This window comes from Kitasatospora kazusensis (assembly GCF_039529945.1).
Lineage (GTDB): Bacteria > Actinomycetota > Actinomycetes > Streptomycetales > Streptomycetaceae > Kitasatospora > Kitasatospora kazusensis.
In genome coordinates, this window is sequence record NZ_BAAANT010000002.1 from 274,131 (window position 1) to 300,861 (window position 26,731).

General features: G+C 72.6%; 23 protein-coding genes. 10 read left to right on the plus strand and 13 right to left on the minus strand.

The features are described from left to right. Positions 1 to 151: 151 nt before the first annotated feature. Positions 152 to 481, plus strand: a complete 330-nt coding sequence (locus tag ABD330_RS03335) for an ATP/GTP-binding protein (protein ID WP_425555422.1) — start codon at positions 152 to 154, stop codon at positions 479 to 481. A gap of 123 nt (positions 482 to 604) precedes the next feature. Here the strand turns inward: ABD330_RS03335 and ABD330_RS03340 are convergent, their stop codons facing one another. After that, positions 605 to 1,372: an ABC transporter permease gene (locus ABD330_RS03340; protein WP_344460427.1), complete on the minus strand. Its 768-nt coding sequence runs from the start codon at positions 1,370 to 1,372 to the stop codon at positions 605 to 607. A 1-nt stretch (position 1,373) separates the two neighbouring features. Then, the gene (locus ABD330_RS03345; protein WP_344460429.1) at positions 1,374 to 2,339 is read right to left on the minus strand and encodes an ATP-binding cassette domain-containing protein; all 966 of its coding nucleotides are present in this window, start codon (positions 2,337 to 2,339) and stop codon (positions 1,374 to 1,376) included. A 151-nt stretch (positions 2,340 to 2,490) separates the two neighbouring features. Here ABD330_RS03345 and ABD330_RS03350 point away from each other — a divergent pair, with 151 nt between their 5' ends. Continuing rightward, complete coding sequence (locus ABD330_RS03350; RefSeq protein WP_344460431.1) at positions 2,491 to 3,288, plus strand: alpha/beta fold hydrolase; 798 nt, start codon at positions 2,491 to 2,493, stop codon at positions 3,286 to 3,288. A gap of 153 nt (positions 3,289 to 3,441) precedes the next feature. On the opposite strand, the gene ABD330_RS03355 is transcribed toward ABD330_RS03350, so the two are convergent. From ABD330_RS03355 to mce, 3 genes are all read right to left on the minus strand, one after another. Beyond that, positions 3,442 to 4,371, minus strand: coding sequence for a coiled-coil domain-containing protein (locus tag ABD330_RS03355; protein WP_344460433.1), 930 nt, complete (start codon positions 4,369 to 4,371; stop codon positions 3,442 to 3,444). Between the two features lie 107 nt (positions 4,372 to 4,478). Then, positions 4,479 to 9,230, minus strand: a complete 4,752-nt coding sequence (locus ABD330_RS03360; protein ID WP_344460435.1) for a hypothetical protein — start codon at positions 9,228 to 9,230, stop codon at positions 4,479 to 4,481. A gap of 617 nt (positions 9,231 to 9,847) precedes the next feature. Further along, positions 9,848 to 10,279, minus strand: a complete 432-nt coding sequence (gene mce, locus ABD330_RS03365; RefSeq protein WP_344460437.1) for a methylmalonyl-CoA epimerase — start codon at positions 10,277 to 10,279, stop codon at positions 9,848 to 9,850. A 241-nt stretch (positions 10,280 to 10,520) separates the two neighbouring features. Here mce and ABD330_RS03370 point away from each other — a divergent pair, with 241 nt between their 5' ends. Then, positions 10,521 to 11,708: an acetyl-CoA C-acetyltransferase gene (locus ABD330_RS03370; protein WP_344460438.1), complete on the plus strand. Its 1,188-nt coding sequence runs from the start codon at positions 10,521 to 10,523 to the stop codon at positions 11,706 to 11,708. Between the two features lie 76 nt (positions 11,709 to 11,784). After that, entirely contained in the window at positions 11,785 to 12,741 is a 957-nt protein-coding gene (meaB, locus tag ABD330_RS03375; protein ID WP_344460440.1) for a methylmalonyl Co-A mutase-associated GTPase MeaB, read from the plus strand. Positions 12,742 to 12,949: 208 nt separating this feature from the next. Here the strand turns inward: meaB and ABD330_RS03380 are convergent, their stop codons facing one another. The 5 genes from ABD330_RS03380 to ABD330_RS03400 all read right to left on the minus strand — a co-directional run bounded on the left by ABD330_RS03380 (position 12,950) and on the right by ABD330_RS03400 (position 16,661). Next, positions 12,950 to 13,471: a MarR family winged helix-turn-helix transcriptional regulator gene (locus ABD330_RS03380; protein ID WP_344460442.1), complete on the minus strand. Its 522-nt coding sequence runs from the start codon at positions 13,469 to 13,471 to the stop codon at positions 12,950 to 12,952. 88 nt (positions 13,472 to 13,559) lie between these two features. Beyond that, on the minus strand, positions 13,560 to 14,513 hold the full coding sequence (locus ABD330_RS03385) for an AIM24 family protein (protein ID WP_344460444.1): 954 nt from the start codon (positions 14,511 to 14,513) through the stop codon (positions 13,560 to 13,562). Beyond that, positions 14,513 to 15,163, minus strand: coding sequence for an AIM24 family protein (locus ABD330_RS03390; RefSeq protein WP_344460446.1), 651 nt, complete (start codon positions 15,161 to 15,163; stop codon positions 14,513 to 14,515). Before ABD330_RS03390 ends, ABD330_RS03385 begins: the two co-directional genes overlap by 1 nt. Next, complete coding sequence (locus ABD330_RS03395) at positions 15,163 to 15,801, minus strand: AIM24 family protein (RefSeq protein ID WP_344460448.1); 639 nt, start codon at positions 15,799 to 15,801, stop codon at positions 15,163 to 15,165. The genes ABD330_RS03390 and ABD330_RS03395 overlap by 1 nt, the downstream gene beginning before the upstream one ends. 74 nt (positions 15,802 to 15,875) lie before the next feature. Then, positions 15,876 to 16,661: a DUF2127 domain-containing protein gene (locus ABD330_RS03400; protein WP_344460450.1), complete on the minus strand. Its 786-nt coding sequence runs from the start codon at positions 16,659 to 16,661 to the stop codon at positions 15,876 to 15,878. A gap of 231 nt (positions 16,662 to 16,892) precedes the next feature. Between ABD330_RS03400 and ABD330_RS03405 the strand changes: the two genes are divergently transcribed. Next, on the plus strand, positions 16,893 to 17,219 hold the full coding sequence (locus tag ABD330_RS03405) for a DUF3817 domain-containing protein (RefSeq protein WP_425555437.1): 327 nt from the start codon (positions 16,893 to 16,895) through the stop codon (positions 17,217 to 17,219). An 84-nt stretch (positions 17,220 to 17,303) separates the two neighbouring features. Here ABD330_RS03405 and ABD330_RS03410 read toward each other — a convergent pair whose 3' ends face one another. Then, positions 17,304 to 18,950, minus strand: a complete 1,647-nt coding sequence (locus tag ABD330_RS03410; RefSeq protein WP_344460454.1) for a M4 family metallopeptidase — start codon at positions 18,948 to 18,950, stop codon at positions 17,304 to 17,306. Between the two features lie 507 nt (positions 18,951 to 19,457). Between ABD330_RS03410 and ABD330_RS03415 the strand changes: the two genes are divergently transcribed. From ABD330_RS03415 to icmA, 3 genes are all read left to right on the plus strand, one after another. Next, positions 19,458 to 19,976, plus strand: coding sequence for a MarR family winged helix-turn-helix transcriptional regulator (locus ABD330_RS03415; protein WP_344460456.1), 519 nt, complete (start codon positions 19,458 to 19,460; stop codon positions 19,974 to 19,976). A 186-nt stretch (positions 19,977 to 20,162) separates the two neighbouring features. Then, positions 20,163 to 20,495 (plus strand): DUF3817 domain-containing protein, encoded by a 333-nt coding sequence (locus ABD330_RS03420; RefSeq protein WP_344460459.1) that lies wholly within the window; start codon positions 20,163 to 20,165, stop codon positions 20,493 to 20,495. A 172-nt stretch (positions 20,496 to 20,667) separates the two neighbouring features. Next, on the plus strand, positions 20,668 to 22,368 hold the full coding sequence (gene icmA, locus ABD330_RS03425) for a coenzyme B12-dependent isobutyryl-CoA mutase large subunit (RefSeq protein WP_344460461.1): 1,701 nt from the start codon (positions 20,668 to 20,670) through the stop codon (positions 22,366 to 22,368). 38 nt (positions 22,369 to 22,406) lie between these two features. Here icmA and ABD330_RS03430 read toward each other — a convergent pair whose 3' ends face one another. Beyond that, entirely contained in the window at positions 22,407 to 23,777 is a 1,371-nt protein-coding gene (locus ABD330_RS03430) for a sensor histidine kinase (RefSeq protein ID WP_344460463.1), read from the minus strand. After that, positions 23,774 to 24,484, minus strand: coding sequence for a response regulator transcription factor (locus tag ABD330_RS03435; RefSeq protein WP_344460465.1), 711 nt, complete (start codon positions 24,482 to 24,484; stop codon positions 23,774 to 23,776). Before ABD330_RS03435 ends, ABD330_RS03430 begins: the two co-directional genes overlap by 4 nt. A 65-nt stretch (positions 24,485 to 24,549) precedes the next feature. On the opposite strand from ABD330_RS03435, the gene ABD330_RS03440 reads away from it, so the two are divergent. Both ABD330_RS03440 and ABD330_RS03445 read left to right on the plus strand, forming a co-directional pair. After that, positions 24,550 to 25,728, plus strand: coding sequence for a UDP-N-acetylglucosamine--N-acetylmuramyl-(pentapeptide) pyrophosphoryl-undecaprenol N-acetylglucosamine transferase (locus ABD330_RS03440; RefSeq protein ID WP_344460467.1), 1,179 nt, complete (start codon positions 24,550 to 24,552; stop codon positions 25,726 to 25,728). Further along, a complete protein-coding gene (locus ABD330_RS03445) occupies positions 25,725 to 26,711 on the plus strand; it encodes an SDR family NAD(P)-dependent oxidoreductase (protein ID WP_344460469.1) in 987 nt (328 codons plus the stop codon). Before ABD330_RS03440 ends, ABD330_RS03445 begins: the two co-directional genes overlap by 4 nt. The last annotated feature ends 20 nt before the right edge of the window (positions 26,712 to 26,731 follow it).

The window sequence follows — 26,731 nt, forward strand, 5'->3', positions numbered from 1 at the left end:
TGGCACGCGGATTGCCGAAACTCGTCGGAGATCGGGTGGATCTGCGGGGAAAGGACCGGATGCCGGCCCCCGACGTGGTAGGGACTGCTACGAGTACGGGCCGCCCCGTACTCTGGATAGCCAGATCCAGCCCGGCCGAGAGGTAGTCGACGTGTCGCCCCGCCGTAACCAGACCCGGAGCTGGAGCAAGCACGCCACCGAGAACGAGACTCCGGCGACGCCGCTGGGCGGATCGCTGCGGCGCACCGAGAGCTACCAGGGTGAGGACTGGGTGGTCCAGACGGTGGCCGGCACCGCGGGCCGCCACTACCGCTGCCCGGGCTGCGACCAGGAGATCCCGCCCGGCGTCGGCCACGTGGTCGCCTGGCCGAGCCACGGCGGCGGCGTCGACGACCGCCGCCACTGGCACCGCGCCTGCTGGGGCGCGCGCGAGCGCCGCGCCTCCAACATCCAGCGCGGGCGCGGCGCGCCGCGTTACTGAGGCACTGGGCCTCCTGCGGGAACCACAGCAGGGGCGCGGGGAACTGCGCGATCAACCGTGCACGGACGTTGTGCCCTGGTCGCGCAGTTCCCCGCGCCCCTGGGGGTAACCGCCCCGGGGGCGTCACGCATCGCGGCGCTTCAGGACCAGGGCTCCGCCCGCCAACGCGGCGACCGTCCAGGCGAGGCAGATGGCGAAGCCGGCCCAGGGGCCGTACGGCTGGTGGGCCTCCTCGTACACCAGCAGCATCCGGGAGCCCGCGTAGTCGGGGAAGTAGTGCGCCAGGGTCCTGACCTTGGGCACGGCGGAGAGGATCGGCGAGAGCAGGAAGAAGAACGGCACCAGGACGCCGAGGGCGAGCGTCTGGTTGTGCAGCATGGCCGTCACCCCGGCCGCGAACAGGCAGAGCAGCGTCAGGTAGACCGCCGCGCCGAGCACCGCGCGCAGGACGTTCGGGGCGTCGATGGTGGTGCGGTGGTCGCCCAGCAGTGACTGGCCGACGAAGAACGTGACGAAGGCGGTGACCAGCGAGACCGCCAGCGCCAGCGCCCCGAGCACGGCCGCCTTGGCGGCGAGCAGGGTGGCGCGCTGGGGTACGGCGGCGAGCGAGACCCGGATCATGCCGGTGCTGTACTCGTTGCCGATCGCCAGGACCCCGAAGACGATGATCGCCAGTTCGCCCAGCCTGATGCCGGCGAACGAGGTGCCGGTGGCGTCGAACGGGGTGTCGACGCCGTTGCGGAAGCTGGCGAAGTTGTTGTTGGTGAGCAGCGAGAGCAGCGCGCCGAGGCCGAGCGTGACGAGGAAGGTCAGCGCCAGGGTCCAGACGGTGGACCGGACGCTGCGGACCTTCGTCCACTCGGACTGCAGGACAGCGGGGAAGGATGCCATCTCAGTTCGTCTCCTTGGGGTGCCAGGCGGCGCCCCAGGCGCCGGCCGCGTCCCGGCCCTCGCCGCTGCCCGCGTGGTACTCCACCGAGTCCGCGGTCATCTGCATGAACGCCTCCTCCAGTGACGCCTGCTGGGGGCTCAGCTCGTGCAGGGTGATGCCGTGGGCCGCCGCCAGGTCGCCGATGTGGGTGAGGTCGCCGTCCTCGATCTCGTAGCTGCCGTCCGGGCCCGGCTCGGCCCGCAGGCCGGTGCCGTTCAGCGCGGTCAGCAGCTGTTCGACGTGCGGGGTGCGGATCCGGACGGCGGAGCGGGAGTTCTGTTTGATGAACTCGGCCATCGAGAGGTCGGAGAGCAGCCGGCCCTTGCCGATCACCACCAGGTGGTCGGCGGTCAGCGCCATCTCGCTCATCAGGTGCGAGGAGACGAAGACCGTCCGGCCCTCGGCGGCCAGGCCCTTCATCAGGTTGCGGATCCACAGGATGCCCTCGGGGTCGAGCCCGTTGACCGGCTCGTCGAACATCAGGATCTCCGGGTCGCCGAGCAGCGCGGAGGCGATGCCGAGCCGCTGGCTCATCCCGAGCGAGAAGCCGCGCGAGCGCTTCTTCGCGACCGAGCTCAGGCCGACCAGGGCGAGCACCTCGTCCACCCTGGTCCGGGGGATGCGGTTGCTCTGGGCCAGCCAGAGCAGGTGGTCGTAGGCGGTGCGGCCCGGGTGGACGGCCTTGGCCTCCAGCAGGGCGCCGATGTACTTGAGCGGCTCGCTCAGCTGCCCGTAGCGCTTGCCGTCGATGGTGACCCGGCCGCCGGTGGGCCGGTCGAGGTCGAGGATCATGCGCATGGTGGTCGACTTGCCGGCGCCGTTCGGGCCGAGGAACCCGGTGACCACGCCCTGCGGCACCTGGAAGCTCAGACTGTCGACGGCCAGCGTCTCGCCGTAACGCTTGGTCAGCTGGTGCAGCTCGATCATAGGTATGTGCTCCCTCACTCTCCGTCAGATTAGGGTAAACCGGACATAACGGCGAGTGCGTGCGTGAAGGGGTGGTGGGGGTGCGGGGTGGATCGCCGAGGACCGGCGGCGCTGGCGCCGGTCGGTCGGTGCGCGGCTTTACGGTGGGGGTATGACCCTCCCCACCGCGCCGTCCGTCCGTGAGAGCGGCGTCGGCTTCCCGCTCGTCCTGCTCCACGCCTTCCCGCTGTCCGCCCGGATGTGGGACAGCCAGCGGGAGCTGATCCCCGGCCCGGCCGGGCAGGACGCCACGGTGATCACCCCCGACCAGCGCGGATTCGGATCGGCGCAGCTGGGCACCGACGAGCCCGCACTCGACCTGGCCGCCGCCGACCTGGCCCGGCTGCTGGACGAGCGGGGCATCGAGCGGGCGGTGATCGGCGGACTGTCGATGGGCGGGTACGTGGCGATGGCCTTCGCCCGCCACTACCCGGAACGCGTGGCCGGCCTGCTGCTCGCCGGCACCAAGGCCACCGCCGACACCCCGCAGGCCCGCGCCAACCGTGAGCGGATCGCGACGGCCGTGCTGGCCCGCGACAGCGTCCGGATCCTGGCGGAGGAGAAGCTGGCCGACAACCTGCTCGGCCCGGCCCCCATGCCCGAACTGATCGCGCACGTCAGCGAGATGATCGCCGAGGCGTCGCCGCAGGCGGTCGCCTGGGCCCAGCGTGCGATGGCCGCCCGCCCGGACTCGCTGGACGTGCTGGCCGGGCTGGACGTCCCGGCCGCGGTGATCGTCGGCGAGATGGACACCGTGACGCCGCTCGCGGAGGCCCAGCTGATGGCCGACGCCCTCCCCGACGCCGAACTCACCGTCATCCCCAGCGTGGGCCACCTGAGCTCCCTGGAGGCCCCGGAGACCTTCAACGGCGCGGTCCGGGCGTTGCTGCGGCGCGTCGCGCGGCGCTAGCGTGCGCAACCGGGTACCCAAAGGGGCGCGGGGAACTGCGCGACCAGGGCACGACGTGCGTGCTCGGTTGATCGCGCAGTTCTCCCCCAGCCTTCGGCCGGGAGGTACCCCCACGCGCCCCTGCTGTGGTTGCTCTGAGCTGCCCCGGAGGGACTAGCGGGACTGCTGGGCGGGGACGCCGAGGGCGTCGTCCGTGGGCAGGGTGGCGGCGGCCACGGCCGCGCCGGTCAGCGTGGCGAGCATCTCGCGCACGTTGGTCAGCTGGGCGTTGATGGAGTCGCGGCGGTTGGTGAGCGCCGCGAGCTCGCGCTCGGACTCGCTGCGGATCCGGTCGGCCTTGGCGTTCGCGTCGGCGACGATGTCCTCGGACTGACGCTGGGCCGTCTCCACCGTCTGGCGGGCGCGGCGCTCGGCGTCCGTGCGGAGCTTCTCGGCCTCCAGGCGGAGCTGCTCGGCGCGGTGCTCGATCTCGGCGAGGCGCTTCTCGGCCTTGGCCTGACGGGCGGCCAGGTCGCGCTCGGACTGCTCGCGGCGCTTGGCGAGGTTGGTCTCGAACTCCAGCGCGGCCTGGGCGGCCTTGGTGCGGGTGTCCTCGAAGAGGGCGTCCGCCTCCTCGCGCTTGTTCTGGGCGTCCTTGTTGGCCTCGGCGCGCAGCTGGGCGCTGTCGCTCTTCGCCTTGTCGACGATCCGCAGGCCCTCGTCCTCAGCCTTGGCCTTGCGGTCCTTGGCGTAGTTCTCCGCCTCGCTGCGGACCTGCTGGGCGGCCGCCTCGGCCAGCTCGCGGTGCTGCTCGGCGGCGCGGTGGGCCTCCTCGCGCAGGTCCTTGGCCTCCTCCTCGGCGAGCCGGAGGATCTTCTCGACCCGGGCACCGAGGCCGGCGTACGAGGGCTCGGCGTCGGTGACCTGCGCCTGAGCGCTCTGGGTCTCCAGGTGAAGCTCCTCGATGCGCTTCTCCAGCGCACCGATCCGGGACAACGCGCTGTCGCGGTCGGCCACCAGTTTGGTGATCCGCTCGTCGACCTGGGCACGCTCGTACCCACGGCGCACCAGGTCGAAGCCGTGAGGGGAGTGACTGTCGCTCATGGGGTTCTGGGCTTCCTGTCGTCAAACCGCTGAGGTGGTTGAGGGAATCCTGACACGTTACCGGAGTGTCATCGACGAAATGCCGATGCTTCGCGGACAATGTCCGCTCAATCGGGTGGTGCGCCACCGGAGCGATTGCCACCCGAACGGGGAGCGCCCACTCCGGCACCTGCCTTCGGCGCCCCTTCGCGGCCTCCGGAGCCGCTGTTCCTGCTGTTTCCCCCGTTGGCCGGTGCGGCTGGTGACGGTGCCTCGAAGGCCTCCAGGGCGGACAGCACGTCCTGCACCCGGGAGATCTCCGTGTTGATGTCCTTGCGCCGACGGACCAGTTCGTCCAACTCCCGACGACCCTCGTCGGTCACGCGCTGCGCCTCGGCCTTGGACTCGGCGAGCAGCCGCTCGGCCTCCTCCTTGGCCAGCCGCAGCTGCTCCTCCGCACCTTCGCCGGCCCGGATCAGACGCTTCGAGGCCTCCTCGGAGGCGGCCTCGATCTGCTCCTCGGCCTCGTCCTGCGCGGCCTTGAGCGTGCTCTCGGCCTCGGCGCGCAGCCGCTCGGCCTCGGCGGTCGAGTCGGCGAGCAGCTGCTCCGCCTTGGCGGTGGAGTCGGTGTGCTTCTGCTCGGCGCCCTTGATCAGGCTCTCGGCCTTGCGAACGGCCGAGATCCGGACCTTGCTGGCCTCCGCCGAAGCCTCCGAGGTCAGCTCGTTGGCCCGCTCCTCCGCCGCGGCCACCAGGGCCGCCGCCCGCTCCTCGGCCTCGGCGACGGCCGCGACGGCCTGCTCCTCGGCCTCGGTGAGCTGCTCCTGCGCCGCGGTCACCAGCGTGTCCACCCGCTCGCCGGCCGACTTCATGGCCTGCGCGTTCTCCTTGCGGGCCCGCTCGTGCAGCGCCTCGATCTCGGCGTCCGTCCGCTCCCGCAGCTCCTCGGCGCGCTCGCGGACGGCGGTGGCGTCGCGGCGGGCCTCGGCGAGCAGCGCGTCCGCGTCGGCGCGGGCCCGCTCGACCCCGGCCTGGCCGGCCGCCTCGCCGGCCGCGACCAGCCGCTCGGCCTCCTTGCGGGCGGCGGCGACCATCGCGTCGGCCTGCTCCTCGGCGGCGGCGGTGGTGGCGAGCGCCGTGGTCTGGGCGTCCTCGCCCAGCGACTCGGCGTCCGCGAAGGCCTTCTCCAGCACCGACTTGGCCTGCTCGCGGGTGGCCTTGTCGAACTGCTCGGCCGCCTTGCGGGTCTCGCTGTCGTAGGCGTCCGCCCGGGTCCGGCTGTCGGCCTCGTAGCCGTCGGCCAGCTGCCGGGTGGCGAGCGCGTACTCCTCGGCCTCGGCCCGCAGCGCCGCCGCGAACTCCTCGGCCTCCGCGACGGCCGCCGCCGCGCGCTCGTCCGCCTCGGCGAGGGTCTGCCGCGCCTGCGCCTGCGCCTCGGCCCGGTGCTGCTCGGCGGCCTCCTGGGCCCCGCGCAGCTCCGCCTCGGCCTCGGCGCGCACCCGCTCGTCGTACGCCTGCGCCTCGGCGTGCTGCCGGCTGATCTCGGCGGCGGCGGCCTCCCGCTCGGCGGTCAGCTCGGCGGCCGTCCGCTCCCGCAGCGCCGCGACCTCGTCCCCGGCCCGCGCCCGCAGCTCGGCGGTCTCACGGTCGGCCAGCTCGCGCAGCTCGGCGGTCTCACGGTCGGCGGTGGCGCGCAGCTCACCGTCGTACGTCTGCGCTGCGGCCCGCAGCTCGGCCGTCTCCTGCTCGGCCAGCTCGCGCAGCTCGGCGGTCTCACGGTCGGTCTCGGCCCGCTGCTCGGCGGTCTCCTGCTCGGCCAGCTCGCGCTGCTCGGTGGTCTCGCGGTCGGCCAGCTCGCGCAGCTCGGTGGTCTCGCGCTCGGCGGTGGCGCGCAGTTCGGCGATCTGCTGCGAGGCGGCCTCGTACATCCCGGCCACCGACTGCCGGGTCTCGGCGGCCTCCTCCTCGGCGGCGGCGACCAGACCGGCGGCCTTCAGACCGGCGGCGGCGGTCAGCTCGGCGGCCTCGGCGGCGGCCAGGGCGCGCTGCTCCTCGGCCTCCTGGCGGGTCTCGGCGGCCTGCGCCTCGGCCTGTGCCAGCTCCTGCGCGCCCTCGGCGCGCAGCGTCTCGGCGGCGCTCTGGGCCTCGGTGCGGACGGCTTCGGCGGCGCTCGCGGCTTCGGCGCGCAGCGTCTCGGCGGCGCTCTCGGCCTTGGTGCGGACGGCCTGGGCGGCGGTCTCGGCCTCGGCGAGCCGCTCGGCGGCGTCCGTCCGGGCGGCCTCCAGGGTCTGCCCGGCCTCGGCCCGCAGGCGCTCGGCCTCCGCCTCGGCGCTCTCGCGCAGGGCGGCCGTCTCGGCGGCGGTCCGTTCGGTCAGCGCGGCGGTCTCGGCGGCCGTGCGTTCGGTCAGTTCGGCGGCCTGGGCTTCGGCGCCCTCCCGGGCGGTCCGGGCGGCGGCGAGCTGTTCGGCGGTCTCGGTGCGCTCGCGCAGTAGGCCGGCGGCGGCCTCCTCGTGCTCGCGACGGCTCTCCTCGCGGAGCGCGGTGGCGTCGGCCTCGGCCTCGCCGCGCTGCTGCCGGGCCCAGCCGTCGGTCTCGGTACGGAGCGTGGTGGCGGCGTTCTCGGCCTCGACGCGGAGGGCTTCGGCGGCGGTCTCGGCCTCGGTGCGGACGGCCTGGGCGGCGGTCTGCGCCTCGGCGAGCCGCTCGGCGGCGTCGGCCCGGGCGGCCTCCAGGGCCTGCGCGGCTTCGGCCCGCAGCGCCTCGGCGGCGGTCCCGGCCTCCGTGCGGAGAGCTTCGGCGGCGGCCTCGGCCTCGGCCTGGACCTGCTCGGCGGCGGTCTGCGCGGTGGCCCGCGTCCGCTGGTCGAACTCGGTCGCCTCGCGCCGGAGTTCGGCGGTCTCCCGCTCGGCGGCGGCGCGGTTCTCGGCGGCGGCCGCCTTGGCCGCGGCCAGGGCCTCCTGGCCCTGCTGGGTGGCGACGGCGGTGAGCTTCTCGGCCTCGGTCCGGGCCCGGGTGAGGGTCTGCTCGGCGCGGCCCTGGACCTCGACGGCCTGGTCCTTGGCGTACTGCCGCAGCCGGTCGGCCTCGGCGGAGGCACCCGCGCGCAGCTCGTCCGCATCGGCCTTGGCCTTGGTGAGCCGCTCCTCGGCGTCCTTCGCGGACTCCTCGATCTGGAGGACGGCCTGGCGGCGGGCCTCGCTGCGGACCTTCTCCGCCTCGGCGGCGGCCTGGGCCCGCAGCTCCTCGGCCTCGGCGCGCAGCTGGGCGGCCTCGTCGTGCATCCGCTCCATCTGCTCGCGGATGCCCGCCGCGTCGTCCAGCGCCGCGTTCTGGGCCTGCTCGACGGCGGCCTGGGCCTGCTCGCGCAGCCGCTCGACCTCGGTGGTGGCCTCGGCGCGGATCCGTTCGGCCTCCGCGGCCGCGGCGGCGACGGCCGTCGCGGCGTCCCGGTCGGCGCGGGTGAGCACCTCCTCGGCCTGCTTGGCGGCCTTGGCCAGGTGCACGGTGGCTTCCTTGGCGCCGTCCGTGCGGCCCTGCTCCTGGGCCTCGGCGCGCAGCGCCAGGGCGGCGTTCTCGGCCTGGGCCCGCAGCTCGGCGATCTCCCGGTCGGCCTCGGCCCGCAGCTCGGCGACGGCGTGCTCGGCCTCCGCGCGGAGCTGGGCGGTGACGCTCTCGGCGGCGCCGCGCAGGCGCTCGCTCTCCTCGGCGGCGGCGGCCCGGGCGGCGTCCGCCTCGGCCTGGGCGTTGGCGGCGTCCGCCTTGGCGCGGGCGGCCTCGGCCTTGATCCGGTCGGCCTCCTTGGTCGCGGTGGCGACCATCCGGGCGATCTCGGCGCGGGCGGTCTGCGAACGCTGGTCGCTGGCCGCCTCGCCGTCCGCGACCAGCCGCTCGACGGCGGCCTCGGCGTCGGCCTGGAGCTGCTCGGCGGCGGCCTCGGCCTGGGCGCGCAGCTCGGCGGCCTCCTGGCGGGCCCGCTCGGCCTCGGCGAGCGCCTCGGCCCGCAGACGGTCTATCTCGGCCTGGGCCCGGTCGAGCGCCTCGGCGGCGCGCTCCTGGTCCTGGACGGCCTGCTGCTTGAGCCGGTCGATCTCGGCGCGGGCGGCGGCGAGCTGCTGGTCGACGGCGGCCTGGGCGCCGGCCAGCTGCTGCTGGGCCTGGTTGGCGGCCGTGCCGCGCAGCTCCTCCGCCTGGCCGACGGCCTGCTGGGCCTGCTCGGAGGCGGCCCGGAGCAGGCGCTCGGCGTCGTTCTGGGCGCGCTGGAGGGCGGCTTCGGCGGCGGCCTGGGCCTCGCCGCGCGCGGCGTCCACGTCGGCGGCGGTCTGGGCGCGGGCCTGGTCGGAGAGGGCGGCGGCCTCGGCGCGGGCGGCGGCGATCAGCCGGTCCGCCTCGGCGCGGGACTCCTGGAGCAGGCGCTGGGCCTCCTGCTCGGTGCCGGCCCGGGTCTGCTCGGCCCAGGAGACGTTCTCGTTGACGTGCCGCTCGGCGCTGCGGCGCAGCTCGGCCAGCTCGTCGTCGAGCTGGCGGCGGCGGGCGGTGAGCTCGGCCTCCAGGCGTGCAGTGCGGTCGGCGGCCTCCGCCATCAGGCGCTGGGTGGCGGCCTGTGACTCCCGGAGCTGGCGCTCGGCGTCGGCGCGCAGCTGCTGGGCCTGCATCTCGGCGTTGCGGAGCAGCTGCTCGGCCTGGCCGGAGACGGAGTCGAAGGCGCGCGGCTGGGCGAGCTGCCGACGGGACTCGTGCAGCTTGGCCCGGAGCACCTCCACCTGGTAGGCGAGGTCCTCGGCATGCTGGATGGACTTGTCCCGCTCCTTGCGAGTCCGATCCATCTCGGCCTCGAACTTGGAGAGGTGGTCGTCACCCTCGTAGCCGTCGTTGCCCCGCACTCCGCGGTCCCATCCATCTCCTGGTCGCGTCCTCGACCGGGCCGCCCCGGTACCCCCTACTGCTCTGGGCCGGACCGGCTGGTCCTTGCATCCGCAGCGGGTGCCACGGTCGGAGCCTGGGACGGTGGCGCGCGGTGCTACCGCGCTCCGCCGTCCGGGTGGACTCCTGAGCGAACTCTTGCCTCGTGGAGAATGGTGACAGATCCGAACTGAGACTGTTCAGCCGTGCCCGCGTAATGGACTCCCCTGTGACGAGTCCGACCCGTCCGAGGACCGGCCGAGCTCACCACCCGGCGGTGACCGCCGGCCCCGTTCTCCGGGACCGCAGTGCACCTGGGCATTTTGGCATCCTCCCCGCCCGAGAAGAACAGGGAATCCCTTCAGCTTTTCGGCCTCGGAGTGGTTGACGCTTCACAGCCCGCCCACCGGCGAAGGCTCCACGCCCTGCGACCGCCTGCCCGGCGGCCGTCCTGCTTGGCGTCCGCGGGCGTGGTCGTTGCCCGTGAACCCGTCAGATCCTACGGCAGTGGGCATGGATCGCGATGGTCCGGGGGGAACGAGCACAGGTTACCGACGAGTTGTGGCGGGGCCGGGGTCCTGCCCCGGCCCCGGCGGGGTCAGTGGCCGGTGGTCGCGGAGGTGACCAGCTCGGTCAGCACGCCGCCGCAGTCCTTGGGGTGCAGGAAGGTGATCCGCGACCCCATCGAGCCGATCCGGGGCTCGTCGTAGAGGACCCGGACGCCCTTGGCCTTGATGTCGGCGGCGTCGCCGTCCACGTCGGCCGTGCCGAACGCGATGTGGTGCACGCCCTCGCCGTTCTTCGCCAGCCACTTGGCGACGGTCGAGTCCTCCCGGGTGGGCTCCAGCAGCTGGAGGTACGAGGCGCCGCCGTCACCGGTGTCGTTGATCTTCAGCATCGCCTCGCGCACCCCCTGCTCCTCGTTGACCTCACTGTGGAAGACCTCGAAGCCGTAGGTGGCACGGTAGAACTCGACGGTCTTGTCGAGGTCGAAACAGGCGATGCCGATGTGGTCGATACGGGTCAGCACGGCGGGACCTCCGGTTGAGTCGATGGTGGCAACAGTGGAGCGCATCGGGCTCGGCGCGCGCCACCACGCGGAGTGCGAGCCTGCTCACAATTCACCCAGCACGGGCTGACACGGTGTTGACTGGACAGTGCCAGTGCTGCTGATCACACCGTGGCTCCGGTGACGCAGCGGTGACCGGTCAGTACATTGAGCCGCATCCCCACACTTCTCCTGGCCTTTGACGCGCGAAGGGGCTCGTCTCATGACTACTTCAGTGATCGTCGCTGGCGCCCGAACCCCGATGGGCCGGCTGCTCGGCTCGCTCAAGGGATTCTCCGGGGCCGACCTCGGCGGATTCGCGATCAAGGCCGCCATGGAGCGGGCCGGTGTCACCGGCGACCAGATCCAGTACGTGATCATGGGCCAGGTCCTCCAGGCCGGCGCCGGCCAGATCCCGGCCCGCCAGGCCGCCGTCAAGGCCGGCATCCCGATGACCGTCCCGGCGCTGACCGTGAACAAGGTCTGTCTCTCCGGCCTGGACGCCATCGCCCTCGCCGACCAGCTGATCCGGGCCGGCGAGTTCGACATCGTGGTGGCCGGCGGCCAGGAGTCGATGACCAACGCCCCGCACCTGCTGCCGAAGTCCCGCGAGGGCTTCAAGTACGGCGCGATCGAGATGATCGACGCGATGGCCTACGACGGCCTGACCGACGCGTACGAGAACATCCCGATGGGCGAGTCCACCGAGAAGCACAACGGCCGGCTCGGCATCGCCCGCGACGTGCAGGACGCGATCGGCGCCCTCTCGCACCAGCGTGCCGCCGCCGCCCAGAAGAACGGCGCCTTCGACGCGGAGATCGTCCCGGTCGAGATCCCGCAGCGCAAGGGCGACCCGGTGCTGTTCAGCCAGGACGAGGGCATCCGCGCCGAGACCACCGTCGAGACCCTCGGCAAGCTGCGCCCGGCCTTCACCAAGGACGGCACCATCACGGCCGGCACCGCCTCGCAGATCTCGGACGGCGCCGCCGCCGTGGTCGTGATGAGCAAGGCCAAGGCCGAGGAGCTGGGCCTGAGCTGGATCGCCGAGATCGGCGCGCACGGCAACGTCGCGGGCCCGGACAACGCGCTCCAGTCGCAGCCGTCCAACGCGATCTCGCACGCTCTCGCCAAGGAGGGCATCGGCGTCCAGGACCTCGACCTGATCGAGATCAACGAGGCGTTCGCGGCCGTCGCGTACCAGTCCATGAAGGACCTGGGCGTGGACGAGGAGATCGTCAACGTCAACGGCGGCGCGATCGCGCTCGGCCACCCGATCGGCATGTCCGGCGCCCGCCTGGTGCTGCACCTGGCGCTGGAGCTCCAGCGCCGTGGCGGCGGTGTCGGCGCGGCCGCGCTGTGCGGCGGCGGCGGTCAGGGCTCCGCGCTGATCGTGAAGGCCCCCAAGGCCTGACCGTCCGACGTACCTCCGGGGTCGCACGCCGTCACAAGCGGCGTGCGGCCCCTTCCGCGATCGAGGAGAACCCCTGATGATCGACGTCCCCACGCTGGTCGAGCAGGCGCGAGCGGGCAGGCCCCGGGCCGTCGCACGGCTGATCTCGCTGGTGGAGAACGCTTCGCCGCAACTGCGCGAGGTGATGGCCGCGCTCGCGCCGTACACCGGGCGGGCCTACACCGTGGGGCTCACCGGCTCGCCCGGCGTCGGGAAGTCGACCTCGACCTCCGCGCTGGTCTCGGCGTACCGGCGGCTCGGCAAGCGGGTCGCGGTGCTCGCCGTCGACCCGTCCTCGCCGTTCTCCGGCGGGGCGCTGCTCGGGGACCGCGTCCGGATGCAGGACCACGCCACCGACCCGGACGTCTTCATCCGCTCGATGGCCACCCGGGGACACCTGGGCGGGCTCTCCTGGGCGGCACCGCAGGCACTGCGGGTGCTGGACGCGGCCGGCTGCGACGTGATCCTGGTGGAGACCGTCGGCGTCGGCCAGTCCGAGGTCGAGGTCGCGGCCCAGGCGGACACCACCGTCGTCCTGCTGGCGCCCGGCATGGGCGACGGCATCCAGGCCGCCAAGGCCGGCATCCTGGAGATCGGCGACCTCTTCGTGGTCAACAAGGCCGACCGGGACGGCGCCGACGCCACCGCCCGCGAGCTCAACCACATGCTCGGCCTCGGCGAGGCCCGCGAGCCCGGCGACTGGCGGCAGCCGATCGTGAAGACCGTCGCCGCCCGCGAGGAGGGCATCGACGAACTGGTCGACGCCCTGGAGAAGCACCGCGCCTGGCTGGCCGAGACCGGCGAACTGACCGTCCGCCGCCGCCGCCGGGCCGCCGCCGAGATCGAGGCCATCGCACTGGCCGCCCTCCGCTCCCGGATCGGCGACCTCCGAGGCGACCGCCACCTCGACGCCCTCGCCGGACGCGTCGCCGCGGGCGAACTGGATCCGTACGGCGCGGCGGACGAACTCGTCTCCGGCCTCACCGACCGCTAGCCCCTACCCGGGCAGGGCCCCCAGGGGCGCGGGGAACTACGCCGCACGCTCCGCTGGGTTCACCGAACGCTCACGGTTAACCCCATGGGGGCGCGGGGAACTGCGCGAAACCGGAAGCAACGGCGCCGCACCTCCCGCCTCGCGCAGTTCCCCGCGCCCCCGGGGTACTGCATGGCGGGCGAGCTGCACAGGGGAGCGAGCTGCAAGCTCAGGCGCGGCCGCGCAGGTCCCGGAGGTGTTCGGCCACGGGGGCCAGGGCCGCGTACAGGGTGTCGATCTGTTCGGGGGTGAAGCGGTCGATGAAGTGGGCCCGGACGCTGCGGACGTGGTGCGGGGCGACCTTCTGCATGGTCGCCCAGCCGAGTTCCGTGAGCTGGGCGAAGAGGCCGCGGCGGTCGCCGGGACAGTCCTGGCGCAGGACCAGGCCGGCGGTCTCCATCCGGGTGATCTGGTGCGAGAGCCGGCTCTTGGACTGGAGGGTCGCGGTGGCGAGGTCGGTCATCCGCAGCCGGCGTTCGGGGGCTTCGGAGAGGACCACCAGGATCTCGTAGTCGTTGCTGGCCAGGTTGTGCGGCTGGAGTTCACGGCCCAGCTGGTAGTCGAGGAGTTTGCTGACCTCCAGATGGGCACGCCAGAACTGCTGCTCCTTGGCGGTGAGCCAGGGGGTCTCCTCCGTGACTGCGGGGGGAGTGGCGGAGTCCGTTGCGGGGTCGCTGGTGTGCGTGTCCATACCGACCAGCATAGCCGTGATTGTTAAATATTGTACAATAGGACTCCGGTCGTCGGCTCCGCACCCGGCAGGGGTCACGAGCGGTGGGTCAGAGGCCGAACCGCCGGCCCAGGTCGCCGAGGTTGCCCAGATTGCCGAGCCCGGGCACGTTGAGCTCGTTCTGCGGCTGCTGGTACTGCCGTTGCGGCCCGCCGCCGGGCACGCCGGGCTCGGCGTCCACCCGGCCCACCGAGCGCTCGGCCATCAGGGTCTCGGAGGACTGCATCAGCACCTGCCCGGCCCCGACGAACTCGAACTGGTGCTCCTCGCCGGAGGCCCCGCCCAGTCCGGTCAGATGGCGCAGCCCGCCGATCAGGCCGTGCATGTACCCGTGGTCGTAGTGGTGGCAGGGGGCCGGGCAGTCCGCCCAGCCGACCAGTGCCTGCGGGTCGACCCGGACGGGCGGCTCGACGAAGTGCACCGGGCCGTTGGAGGCGGCCACGAACTTGCCGGTGCCCAGCAGCGTCAGGAACCCGGGGATGATCGACTGCTTCAGCGCCAGCGACGGCTCGAAGGCCAGCAGGTTGCCCGAGCGGACGGTCAGATTGCCCTGCTCCAGGTCGTACGAGTTGAGGTCGAAGGCCCGGTCGGCCAGCAGCAGCTTGCCGCGCCCCTCGGCGAGCACCCAGTCCGAGGCGTGCAGCGGAGAGTTGAAGTTCCGCTCCAGCACCCGGTCGATCCGGCCCTGCCCGATGCCGGAGAACCTGATGTCGCCGTAGTAGGCGATCATCTTGCCCTTCTGCAGGTAGTACGGGCCGTTCAGGTCGACCGAGAAGGCGTACGGGTTGACGTTGTCGTTGACGGGCAGGCTGTGTGCGTCGTGCACGACCGGGCCGCCGCCGGTGCCGACGCCCGGGGGCTGCTGCTGGTACTGCGGCGGGACGGACAGCGCGGTCTCGGTCGGCTGGTACGACTGCTGGACCTGCTGCTGCGAGTAGCCGGGCTGCGGCTGGTAGGGCGGCTGGTACGGGGGCTGCGACGGCGGCTGCGGCGGGTAGGACATCAGAGCTTCTCCTCGCTCGCCTGCACGTACACCACGCCGTGCCCGGACAGTTCCAGCTGGAACGCCTCGCCCGAGCCGCGCCCGATCATGTCGCGCCAACCGAGCGCGCTGGACAGCTTGTTGCGGACGTCGCCGCGGTGCGCGACGTACGCCTGCGGGTCGACGTGCACCGGCCGGTCCGGGGTGATCGGCAGCTCGAACACCCCGCCGTGGGCCATCACCGCGACCGATCCCTTGCCGGTCAGCTGGGTGGTGAACAGGCCCTGGCCGGTGACCTGGCCGCGCACGATGCCCATCACGCCGCCCTGCGCGCCCATGAACATGGTGGACTGCTGCAACGACCCCTCGAAGGCCAGCAGCCGGTCCGCCTCCACGTAGAGCACGTCGCCGGCCAGGTCGATCACGTGCACGTGGTGCCCGCCGTGGCCGAACAGCACGGTGCCCTGGCCCTCGACCGTCATCAGCGGGGTGTCCTCGTTCGCCACCCGGCGTCCGATCATCGACATCACACCGCCCTGGCCGCCCATCACGTTGGGCGTGAAACCGACCTCGCCGGTGTAGGCGAGCATCGCGCCGCGCTGGCTGAACACCCGCATGCCGGGAACCACCCGGGCCTCGACCATCTTCGGGTTGATCTGCTGGAAGCCCATCAGACGTCGCCCCCGAAGGTCAGCTTCTCGGACGGCTGGACGTACACCAGGCCCTCGCCGGTGAACTCCACCTGCATCGCCTCGCCACCGCCCTCGCCGATCAGGGTCGTCCAGCCCGCGCCCGACTTCAGGCTCCGGTTCAGGCTCCCGGTGTGCGCGACGTACGCGCCGGGGTCGACCCGCAGTGGCATGCCCTGGGAGACCCGCAGCACGATCGCCGGGCCGTTGGAGGTGAGGGCGGCCCAGCCGTTGCCCTCCACCGTGGTGGTGAACAGGCCGTTGCCGGAGGCCATGCCGTTCAGCCCGGTGAAGCTGGTGCCGGTCCGCAGGCCCGCCTCGGTGCAGAGCAGGTTGTCCGCCTCGACGTGCAGCGTCTCGCCGTTCAACCGGACCAGGTTCACCTGGGTGGCCTTGAGGGCGAAGTAGCAGGTGCCCTCGCCCTTCACCTCCATGACCGTCATCTGCTCGCCGGTGAGCCGGCGGGTGACCATGCCGCGCAGGCCGTCACCGCCGCCGCTGAGCTTCTTGAAGCTCATCCGGCCGGTGTAGGCCACCATGCTGCCGTTGCGCGCCTTGACCGAGTCGCCCGCCATGTCCACGGCGAGGACCTTGGACCCCTGAAGTCGAAACTGTGCCACCGGGTGAATGTAACGGCCGGTTCCGGCTTCAGGGGAGGGGCACGGGCGTACTGCTACCCATTCGGGACATATGACTACCGGTTCTTCACGGCGACCGGCGCCGTGCCGGCCGCCTCCTCGACCTCCAGCAGCGAGGCCGAGTGCCGCTCGGCCTCGAACGCCACCACGCCGCCGCGCAGCCCGAACAGCCGCTTGGAGAGCAGGATCCAGACCACCGCCGCGACGTTCAGCAGCAGCGTGCCGACCTTCACCGCGCTGACGTGGTGGGTCAGCTCGTACCCCTCCAGCGGCAGGAAGGCGGCGGTCGCCACCACCGTGAGGTACTCCGCCCAGCGCCGGCCCAGCCAGAGGCCGACCGCCTCGACCAGCTCGATCAGCGCGTACGCCAGCAGCGCCGCCGCCACGATCAGCAGGGTGCTGTGCTTGTAGTCGAAGGTCTTGCGGATGGTGTCGACGATGGGGGAGTGCTCAAGGTCGTAGTGGAAGTGGTCGGTGACCGACTTGAAGACGGTCAGGTTCTGGTCGAAGAACTGCCGCACCGCGTCCTGGCTGTTGGAGAACTTCCAGACCGCCCAGGCCACCAGGATGATCAGCACGCCGCGGAACAGCCGCTCGATCGCCAGGAAGCGCAGGATGAAGAGGTCCCGCAGCGCCTTGCCGCGCGGCACCAGCGGCGCCTCGGCCGCCGGGCCCGAGCCGTGCGGCGTGCCGAGCGCGAAGTCCCCGCAGCGCAGGCAGCGCCAGGCCTCGCCGAGCTCGGTACGGGCTTCGAGCCGGGCGCGCAGCTCGGGCTCGGCGGGCGCGTAGGTGACGTGCCCGCGCTTCGAGCAGGTCCGGCGATTCCAGTCGATCTTGAACAAGGTGGCTCCCCCGTGGGTCCGCGCACGTCTGTCCCTCAGAAGCGTGCGGCAGAAGAATAGGGGGTCCGCCGCCGGCGACGGCGGTCCGGGGCACCCCGCCGGGGGCACTGGTGTGCGGTCGGTGATAATGGGTGTCGGCTTGTGCGCCCGTTCACAATGTCGTTGAACAGCGTCGCCGAACAGTGCCGCTGAACCGGGACAAGCCCGCCGACCGTCTAGTAAGAGGTAGCCATCGTGAAGAGCAGCGCCGTCCACCGCCTGCGCCTTGTCTCCGGCCCCGAGGGCCTGTCCTTCCTCCTGCTGATGACCTGCTCGGTCCTCAAGCGCACCACGAGCTTCGACGCCGTGATGCCGATGGGCTGGATCCACGGCGGGCTCTTCATCATGTACGTGGTGTTCCTCTACCTCGCCTGGCAGCAGCAGCGCTGGACCGCCAAGCGCGCCGCCCTGTTCTTCCTGCTCGCCGTGCTGCCGACCGGCGGGTTCTTCGCCGAGCGGATGCTGGCCAAGGAGGAGCGCGGCGAGGCCCCGGCGAAGGCCGAGCCCGTAACCGTCTGAGCCCTGCCGGGCGCAATGCCGCAGCGCTGATGCCGGGCCTCCCCTCCGGAGGGCCCGGCATCAGCGCGTTCGGGGTGCTCCGGGTCAGTTGACGTTGACTCCGCTCCAGGCGGCGGCGGTCTGGGCGTACTCGGTGCTGCTCGCGCCGTACAGGTCGGCCGCCGCCTTCAGGGTCGCGACGCGGGCGGCCTTGTAGTTGGTGGTCGAGGTGAAGTACGTGGTCAGCGCGCGGTACCAGATCTGCGCGGCCTTGTCCCGGCCGATGCCGGTGACCTTGCTGCCGTTGGAGGTCGGGCTGTTGTAGTTGACCCCGTTGACGGTCTTCGCGCCGCTGCCCTCGGACAGCAGGTAGAAGAAGTGGTTGCCGACGCCCGAGGAGTAGTGGACGTCCAGGTTGCCGACCCCGGCGGACCAGTAGTCGGCCGAGCCGCCGTCCTTGGAGGGCTGGTCCATGTAGCGCAGCGGCTTGCCGTCGCCGTTGATGTTGATCAGCTCGCCGATCAGGTAGTCCGGCTTGTCGGCGGGCAGGTTGGCGTAGAACTCCACCATCGTGCCCATGATGTCCGAGGTGGACTCGTTCAGGCCGCCGGACTCACCCGAGTAGTTCAGGCCCGCGGTGGCGGCGGTGACGCCGTGGCTCATCTCGTGGCCCGAGACGTCCAGCGCGGTCAGCGGGTGGGTGTTGCTGGCCCCGTCGCCGTACGTCATGCAGAAGCAGGTGTCGTCCCAGAACGCGTTGACGTAGTTCTTGCCGTAGTGGACCCGGCTGTACGCGCCGACGCCGTCGTTGCGGATGCCGCTGCGGCCGAAGGTGTTCTTGTAGAAGTCCCAGGTGGCGGCCGCGCCGAACTGGGCGTCCACGGCGGCGGACTGGGTGTTGGACGCCGCGCCGGTGCCCCAGGCGTTGTCGGCGTCGGTGTACAGGGTGCCCTTGCCGGAGGTCTTCCCGGCGAGGTTGGTGGTGGACTGGCCGCCGCGGGTGGCGTCCTTCAACTGGTACGTGCTGCCGGTGTAGTTGGTGGTCAGCGGCACGCTGCCGACGAACACGCCCTTGCCGCTGCCGGTGGCGTTGGCGGTCTGGATCTCCTCGTGCGAGGAGAGCAGCGCGCCGGAGGTGGCGTCCGTCACCAGGATCTGCCGGCTCGGGGTGCCGTCGGCCCGCAGGCCCTCGACGGTGGTCCGGTACGCGAGGCGCGGGGCCCCGGAGTCGGCCCAGACGACCAGCGCGGCCGGGCTCGCCGAGCCGACCTCCTGGAGAGCGGCCTCGTCCGCGTCCTTGCTGACCCCGATGTCGGCCCGCACGGTGCCGGTGGCCTGCGCGGAGGCCTGGGCGGCCGAGAGCTTGGGCGTCAGGCTCGGCAGGGTGAGCTGCCGGGTCACCGCCTCGTCCACCGACTTCAGCGCACCGCTCGCACTCTCGTGCACCACCAGGTCGCCGCCGAGCACCGGCAGGCCGCCGAAGGTGCGCTCGAAGCGCAGGTGGCGGGTGCCGTCGGCGTCCACCACCGCGTCCTTGGGTATCAGCTGCTCCTGGGCGCCCAGCCCGAGGGCGCGGGCGGCCGCCGGGGCCGCCTTCGCCGCGAGGGCGAGCAGCTCGCTGTGCTGCTGTCCGGCCTGGGAGGCCGAGGCCGGGCTGGGGTTGGCCTGCGCCGTACCGGCGCTCACCTGGATCGCGCCGGCCAGGATCGCCGAGGCGGACAGAACGGCTCCGACTGTCAGCTTTCGCTTCACGTACGGGTTCCTTCCGGGTCAACCGCGTGTGCGCGGTCGCATCGCGCTCCGGGGCACCTGGGATGGCGCCTGCTGGGGCGGAACGGATGCTGACGTGCTGCTCCGTGCGGTCAGACGGCAGCGCGGCCGGTGGGGTGGGGGGCCGGTGCCGAACGGGGCTGGGCGCAAGCATGACAACGCTGGTGATGAAATGACAGATCTACGGCAAGGATTGGCAAAATCCCGCCAGTTCGCTTCGGTTCGGATCGAGTTGACCGACCGTCAAAAGACCTGACAAATCGGGCATACTGCTACCCGGGTCAAGGGTTTCCGTGCGAATGGAGGCTGAATGTCCGTCGAATTCGCGGAACGGCCCGTCCTGGCCCGAACATTGCCGACACATTGCGATCACCGAGGGGCAGGGTCCGAGTGCGGGCCGCCGGTGGCGGGACCTCGCCAGCCTCGCCGCCTTGTCCGGCATCGTGGACACCTGCTACCCGCTCGCGGCCCCGCCGGTACGGTGGGGGCGTGGCCAAGCCCCTCGCTCTCGACTTCGACCCGATCGCCCGCGCCGACGAACTGTGGACCCGCCGGTGGGGCGGCGTCCCCGCCATGTCGGCGATCACCTCGGTGATGCGTGCCCACCAGATCCTGCTGTCTCGGGTGGACTCGGTGGTCAAGCCGTACGGGCTGACGTTCGCCCGCTACGAGGCGCTGGTGCTGCTCACCTTCAGCCGTACCGGTGAGCTCTCGCTCTCGAAGATCGGCGAGCGGCTGATGGTCCACCCCACCAGCGTCACCAACACCGTCGACCGCCTGGAGCGGGCCGGACTGGTCGCCCGCCGGCCCAACCCGATGGACGGCCGGGGCGTGCTCGCCAGCATCACCGAGCGCGGACGCGAGGTGGTCGAGCAGGCGACCAGGGAGCTGATGGCGATGGACTTCGGCCTGGAGGGCTACGGCGCGGAGCAGTGCCACGAGGTCTTCGAGCTGCTCCGCCCGCTGCGGGTGGACGCCGGCGACTTCACCCCGCCCGAGCAGCCCTGAGTGCGTAGCGGCGCCGCCCGCCGGGGCCGCTCCCCGGCGCCGCTCCCCGGGGCGGGGCCCCGTGAGCCGGGGGTGCTCGGCGGGCGTGCGCGACGGGGGTGCGCGACGGGGTGCGGCGGGAGTGCGCGACGAGGTGCGGCGGGGGTGCGGCAAAAGCACCCGAAGTGGACGGCTACCCTCGTTGGCATGAAGCAGAGTGTGCTGACCCGCTACCGGGCCATGGCGTATGTCACGGGTGTCCTCCTTGTCCTGCTGACCCTCGGCGTGATCGCCAAGTACGTGCTGGGTATCTCGGGTGCGGCCGGCTTCACCACCGCCGTCGGCATCGCCCACGGCTGGCTGTACGTGGTCTACCTGGTCTTCGCCTTCGACCTCGGGACCAAGGCGAAGTGGCCGATGGGCAAGCTGGTCTGGGTGCTCCTCGCGGGCACCGTGCCGACGGCCGCCTTCTTCGTCGAGCGCAAGGTCTCCCGCGAGGTCGCGCCCCTGGTCGTGGCACCCGAGCCCGTCAGCGCCTGACCGGGCCGAGGTCTTCCGGCGCCCCTGCGCAGCCCGTGGCTGCGCAGGGGCGCCGTTCCATTACCGGGCAGCCATCGACAGATACTAGGACGTCCGAGTAAATTGGTAGGACGTCCTACTAGCTGTGCCGTCCCGATGCCGTGGCGGCCGTACGGAGTGGAGTACGGAGTCGATGGACGCCGACGAGATCGAGGCCGGCCGGCAGCGCTGGCAGCAGCGGTACGACAAGGCCCGCAAGCGCGACGCGGACTTCACCACCCTGAGCGGCGAGCAGGTCGAGCCGGTCTACGGCCCGCCCGCCGGGCAGCCGGTCGAGGGCTTCGAGCGGATCGGCTGGCCGGGCGAGTACCCGTACACCCGTGGCCTGCACGCCACCGGCTACCGGGGCCGCACCTGGACCATCCGCCAGTTCGCCGGGTTCGGCAACGCCGAGCAGACCAACGAGCGCTACCGGATGATCCTGGACTCCGGCGGCGGCGGCCTCTCGGTCGCCTTCGACATGCCGACCCTGATGGGCTACGACTCCGACGACGCCAAGTCGCTCGGTGAGGTCGGCCACTGCGGTGTCGCCATCGACTCGGCCGCCGACATGGAGGTGCTGTTCAACGACATCCCGCTCGGCGGTGTCACCACCTCGATGACGATCAGCGGCCCGGCCGTCCCGATCTTCTGCATGTACCTGGTCGCCGCCGAGCGCCAGGGCGTCGACCCGGCGGTGCTCAACGGCACCCTCCAGACCGACATCTTCAAGGAGTACATCGCCCAGAAGGAGTGGCTCTTCGCCCCCGAGCCGCACCTGCGCCTGATCGGCGACCTGATGGCGTACTGCGCCGAGGGCATCCCCGCGTACAAGCCGCTCTCGGTCTCCGGCTACCACATCCGCGAGGCCGGTGCGACGGCCGCGCAGGAGCTGGCGTACACGCTGGCGGACGGCTTCGCCTACGTCGAGCTGGGCCTCTCGCGCGGCCTGGACGTGGACGTCTTCGCGCCCGGTCTGTCGTTCTTCTTCGACGCGCACCTGGACTTCTTCGAGGAGATCGCCAAGTTCCGCGCGGCCCGCCGGATCTGGGCCCGCTGGATGAAGGAGAAGTACGGCGCCAAGACCGACAAGGCGCAGTGGCTCCGCTTCCACACCCAGACGGCCGGCGTCTCGCTGACCGCCCAGCAGCCGTACAACAACGTGGTGCGCACCGCCGTCGAGGCCCTCTCGGCCGTGCTCGGCGGCACCAACTCGCTGCACACCAACGCCCTGGACGAGACGCTCGCGCTCCCGTCCGAGCAGGCCGCCGAGATCGCGCTGCGTACCCAGCAGGTGCTGATGGAGGAGACCGGCGTCACCAACGTCGCCGACCCGCTGGGCGGCTCCTGGTACGTCGAGGCGCTGACCGACAAGATCGAGGCGCAGGCCGAGGAGATCTTCCAGCGCATCCTGGACAAGGCCAGCCTCTACAAGGGCCGGGACGAGCACGCGATCGGCCCGATGACCTCGGGCATCCTGCGCGGGATAGAGGAGGGCTACTTCACCGGCGAGATCGCCGAGGCCGCCTTCCAGTACCAGCAGTCGCTGGAGAAGGGCGAGAAGCGGGTCGTCGGCGTCAACTGCCACCCGCGCAGCGTCACCCCCGAGCTGGAGATCCTCCGGGTCAGCCACGAGGTGGAGCGCGAGCAGGTCCGGGTGCTGGCCGCCCGCAAGGCCGCCCGCGACGAGGACGCCGTCCGGGCCGGCCTGGACGCGATGCTCGCCGCCGCCCGCTCGGGCGACAACATGATCCCGCCGATGCTGGACGCCGTCCGCGCGGAGGCCACCCTCGGCGAGATCTGCAACGCGCTGCGGGCCGAGTGGGGCGTCTACCGCGAGATCCCGTCCTTCTAGGCAAGCGGGCAGGCACTCCTTGAGGTTCGCCTTACCGTCTAGGCGAACCGCAGCCTGAACAGCGCACCGCCGCCCGGGGCCGCCTCCACCGTGAGGTCGGCCCCGTGCGCGCGGGCGATCTGCCGGGCCATCGCAAGGCCCAGACCCGAGCCGGGCAGCGCCCGCGCGGTGGAGGCCCGGTAGAAGCGGTCGAAGACGTACGGCAGGTCCTGGGGCGCGATGCCGGGGCCGTGGTCGCGGACGGTCAGCTCTGGCCCGTCGCCCTCGTGCAGGGCGAGCAGGGTGACCTCCACCGGCCCGCCCGGCGGGCTGAACTTCGCCGCGTTGTCCAGCAGGTTGGCGAGCAGCCGGGAGAGCCGGGCCGGTACGCCCGGCACGGTCGGGTCGCCGGTGCCGGCGGTGCGGAACTCGATCTGCGGCCAGTGCCCCCGGGCGGTGTCCACCGAGTGCGCCAGCAGCGCGCCGAGCCGGACGGACTCCACCAGCGCCTGCGGCTCCTCGTCCCGGGCCAGCTCGATCAGGTCGTTGACCAGACCCGTCACCTCGCGCAACTGCCGTTGCAGCCCGGCGGTCGCCCGTGCTCGCTGGGCCTCCGTCAACCTGTCCGATTTCGCCAGCAGTTCGGCATTGGTGCGGAGCGCCGTCAGGGGTGTCCGCAGCTCGTGCGAGGCGTCCGCGACCAGCCGCCGCTGGGCCGTCACGGACTGCTCCAGCGCTCCGAGCATGGTGTTGAACGTCCGCGCCAGCCGCGTCAGTTCGTCCTCGCCGCGCCCCGCCGGGAGGTCGATCCGGACCCCGGCGTCCCGGGTCGCCGCGATCCGCTCGGCCGTCGCCGTCAGCCGGGCGACCGGCGCCAGCCCCGTCCGGGCCACCGCGTAGCCGAGGCCGCCCGCCAGCAGGATGCCCGCGCCCGCCACCACCGCCATCAGCTCACCGGCCTGGGTGATCCCGTTCTGTACGGCGTCCGAACGCAGCGCCACCTGCACCGCCTGGCCCGTGCCGAACCGGGTGGTGAGCATCCGGGCCGGGTGCCCGCTGACGGTGACGCCGCTGAAGTAGCCGCCGCGCCGCCCGTCCGCGACCTCGCGGGTCGCCGCCGTGACCGGCAGCAGGTAGGGCCTCGGCGGGTCGGCGGCCGGGTCGGCGGGGACGATCTGGGTGCACGCGGGCGCCGCCAGGTACCCGCACTCGCCGTAGACCACCTGCGGGCCCTGGCCCCGGTACTGCTGCTGGACGAGCGTCGCGTGCTGGGTCAGCGTCAGGTCGAGCTGGTGCACCAACTCGTAGCGGATGATGGTGAATCCGGCCGCGCACACCCCCAGCGTGACCAGCGCCGCCGCCGCCGAGGTGACCAGTGCCAGCCGGGTGCGCAGCGGGCGGCGGGCCCGCCAGCGGGCGTGCGCCCTCATCCTTCGTCCAGCCGGTAGCCGACCCCGTGCACGGTGTGCACGAGCCGTGTTTCGCCGCCCGCTTCGAGCTTGCGGCGCAGGTATCCGACGTACACCGCAAGGGAGTTGGAGTCCGGGCCGAAGTCCGACCCCCAGACCCGCTCCATGATCAACTCGCGCGGCAGCACCTGCCCGGGGTGCAGCAGCAGCAACTCCAGCAGGGCGAACTCGGTCCGGGAGAACTCCAGCGCCCGCCCGGCCCGGCGGCCCGACCGGCTGACCGGGTCGACCGTCAGGTCGCCGAAGGTGTACGCCCGGTCCGGCTCGGCGGGTGCGGCCCGGCGCAGCAGGGCGCGCAGCCGGGCGGTCAGCTCGTCCAGCGCGAACGGCTTCACCAGGTAGTCGTCGGCCCCCGCGTCCAGCCCGTCCACCCGGTCGCTCACCGAGTCCCGCGCCGTCAGCACCAGGATCGGCACCCGGTCGCCGAGCGCCCGCACCCGGCGGCACACCGCCAGGCCGTCCAGCACCGGCATCATCACGTCCAGCACGACGGCGTCGGGCTGCCAGGCCGCCAGCTCCGTCAGCCCGGCCAGCCCGTCGGCCGCGCCCCGCACCACGTACCCCTCGACGGCGAGTCCGTCCTCGACCGCCGCCCGCACCTCCGGGTCGTCGTCCACCACCAGGACCTTGAAAGCGCTGCTCAACGAACCGTTCAACGGGCTGCTCATGGGGACAAGAGTCTCAAACCGGCCTATTAGAACTCTCTTACCCCGGCCGGACAGGCTCCGGTGTCATGACAGAGAACAGCTTGTCCGTGGTGATCGGAGCAGGTGGGACGGGTGGCCACATCTACCCGGGCCTGGCGCTCGCCGAGGCGCTGCGCCGGGCCGACCCGGCGGCGGTGGTCTCCTTCGTCGGGACCGAACGCGGCCTGGAGACCCGCCTGATCCCGGAGGCCGGCTACCGGCTGCACACCGTCGACATGATCCCGTTCGACGCCTCGCTCGGGCTGCGCCGCTACCTGCTGCCCGCCGACCTGCTGCGCTCGGGTGCGCAGTGCCGGGAGATCCTGCGCGAGCAGGGCGCCCAGATCGCGGTCGGAATGGGGGGCTACCCGAGCGCGCCGGTGATCGTCGGCGCACGGCTGGCCGGGCTGCCGAGCGTGGTGCACGAGTCCAACGCCGTCCCCGGGCGGGCCAACCGCTTCGCCGCCCGGCTCACCCCGCACATCGCACTGGCCTTCGACCGGACCCGCGAGCACCTGCCGCCGGGCACGGCCGCCTCGGCCGAGACGGTCGGGATGCCGATGGTCGGCGCGGTCGCCGGTCTGGACCGGGCCGCGCTGCGGCCGGCCGCCCGGCTCCTGCTGGGCGTCGCGCCCGGCGAGCGGCTGGTGCTGTTCAACGGCGGCAGCCTGGGCGCGGCCCGGCTGACCGAGGCGGCCGTGGGCCTCGCCGCGCGCTGGCGGCACCGGACGGACGTCCGGCTGCTGGTCAAGACCGGTCCGGCCGCGCTGGACGAGGTCCGGGCCCGGCTGGCGGGCTCGCCGATCGCCACGGCGGTGCCCTACCTGGACCGGATGGACCTCGCGTACGCCGCCGCCGACCTGGTGGTCTGCCGGGCCGGCTCGGCGACGGTCGCCGAGCTGGCGAGCGTCGGCCTGCCGTCCGTCCTGGTGCCGTACCCGCACGCCCCGCACGACCACCAGACCCACAACGCCCGCGTCCTCTCGGACGCCGGGGCCGGGGTGCTGCTGCCGGACGGCGACTGCACGGCCGAGCGGCTCGCCTCCCTCGTCGAGCCACTGCTCGCCGACCCGCTGCGGCTCGCCGCCATGGGCCGCGCCGCCGACCCGGGCACCCACGCCCGGGCGGCCGACCTGCTGGCGGCCAAGGTGCTGCGAACCATCGGGCGAACGCCCTGCATCCCCGACGAGCCCTGTATCCCCAACGACCTGAGGAGTGCCGCATGAACGACTGGACCGGCAAGCGCGTACTGGTGACCGGCGCGGAGGGCTTCATCGGCAGCACGCTGGTGGACCTGCTGGTGGAGCGCGGAGCGGAGGTGCGGGCCCTGGTGCACTACAAGCCGTACGCCGAACGCGGTTACCTCGCCCCCTACTTGGCGAGCGGCGAGGTGCAGATGCTCGCAGGCGACGTACGGGACGCGGGCCGGGTGCTGGACGCGGTGGAGGGGTGCGACACCGTCTTCCACCTCGCCGCGCTGATCGGCATCCCGTACAGCTACCAGGCGCCCGAGGCGTACGTCCAGACCAACGTGGTCGGCACCCAGAACGTCGCGGCGGCCTGCCTGCGGCACGGCGCCCGCCTGGTCCACACCTCCACCAGCGAGGTGTACGGGACGGCGATCACCGCGCCGATCAGCGAGCAGCACCCGCTGCAGCCGCAGTCGCCGTACTCCGCCTCGAAGATCGGCGCGGACATGACGGCCCTCTCGTACTGGCACTCCTTCGAGCTGCCGGTCTCGGTCGTCCGCCCGTTCAACACCTACGGCCCGCGCCAGTCGGCCCGCGCGGTGATCCCCACCATCCTGGCCCAACTGCACTCGGGCGGACGGGAGATCAGGCTCGGCTCGCTCACCCCCACCCGCGACTTCACCTTCGCCACCGACACCGCCGAGGGCTTCCTCGCGGCGGCCCGCTCCGAGCGCGCGTACGGCGAGGTGCTCAACCTGGGCACCGGCACCGAGATCTCCATCGGCGACCTGGTCGAGGCCCTGATCACCGCCTCCGGCACCGACGCCCGGGTGGTCGTGGACCCGTCCCGCCTCCGCCCGGCCGGCAGCGAGGTCGAACGCCTGCTCTCCGACAACACCAAGGCCCGCGAGCTGACCGGCTGGCACCCGCGCGTCACCCTGGACGAGGGCCTGCGGCGCACCTCCGCCTGGATCGCGGCCAACCTCCACGCCTTCGCCCCGGACCGGTACCAGGTGTGACCTTCGGAATCCCCAGACGC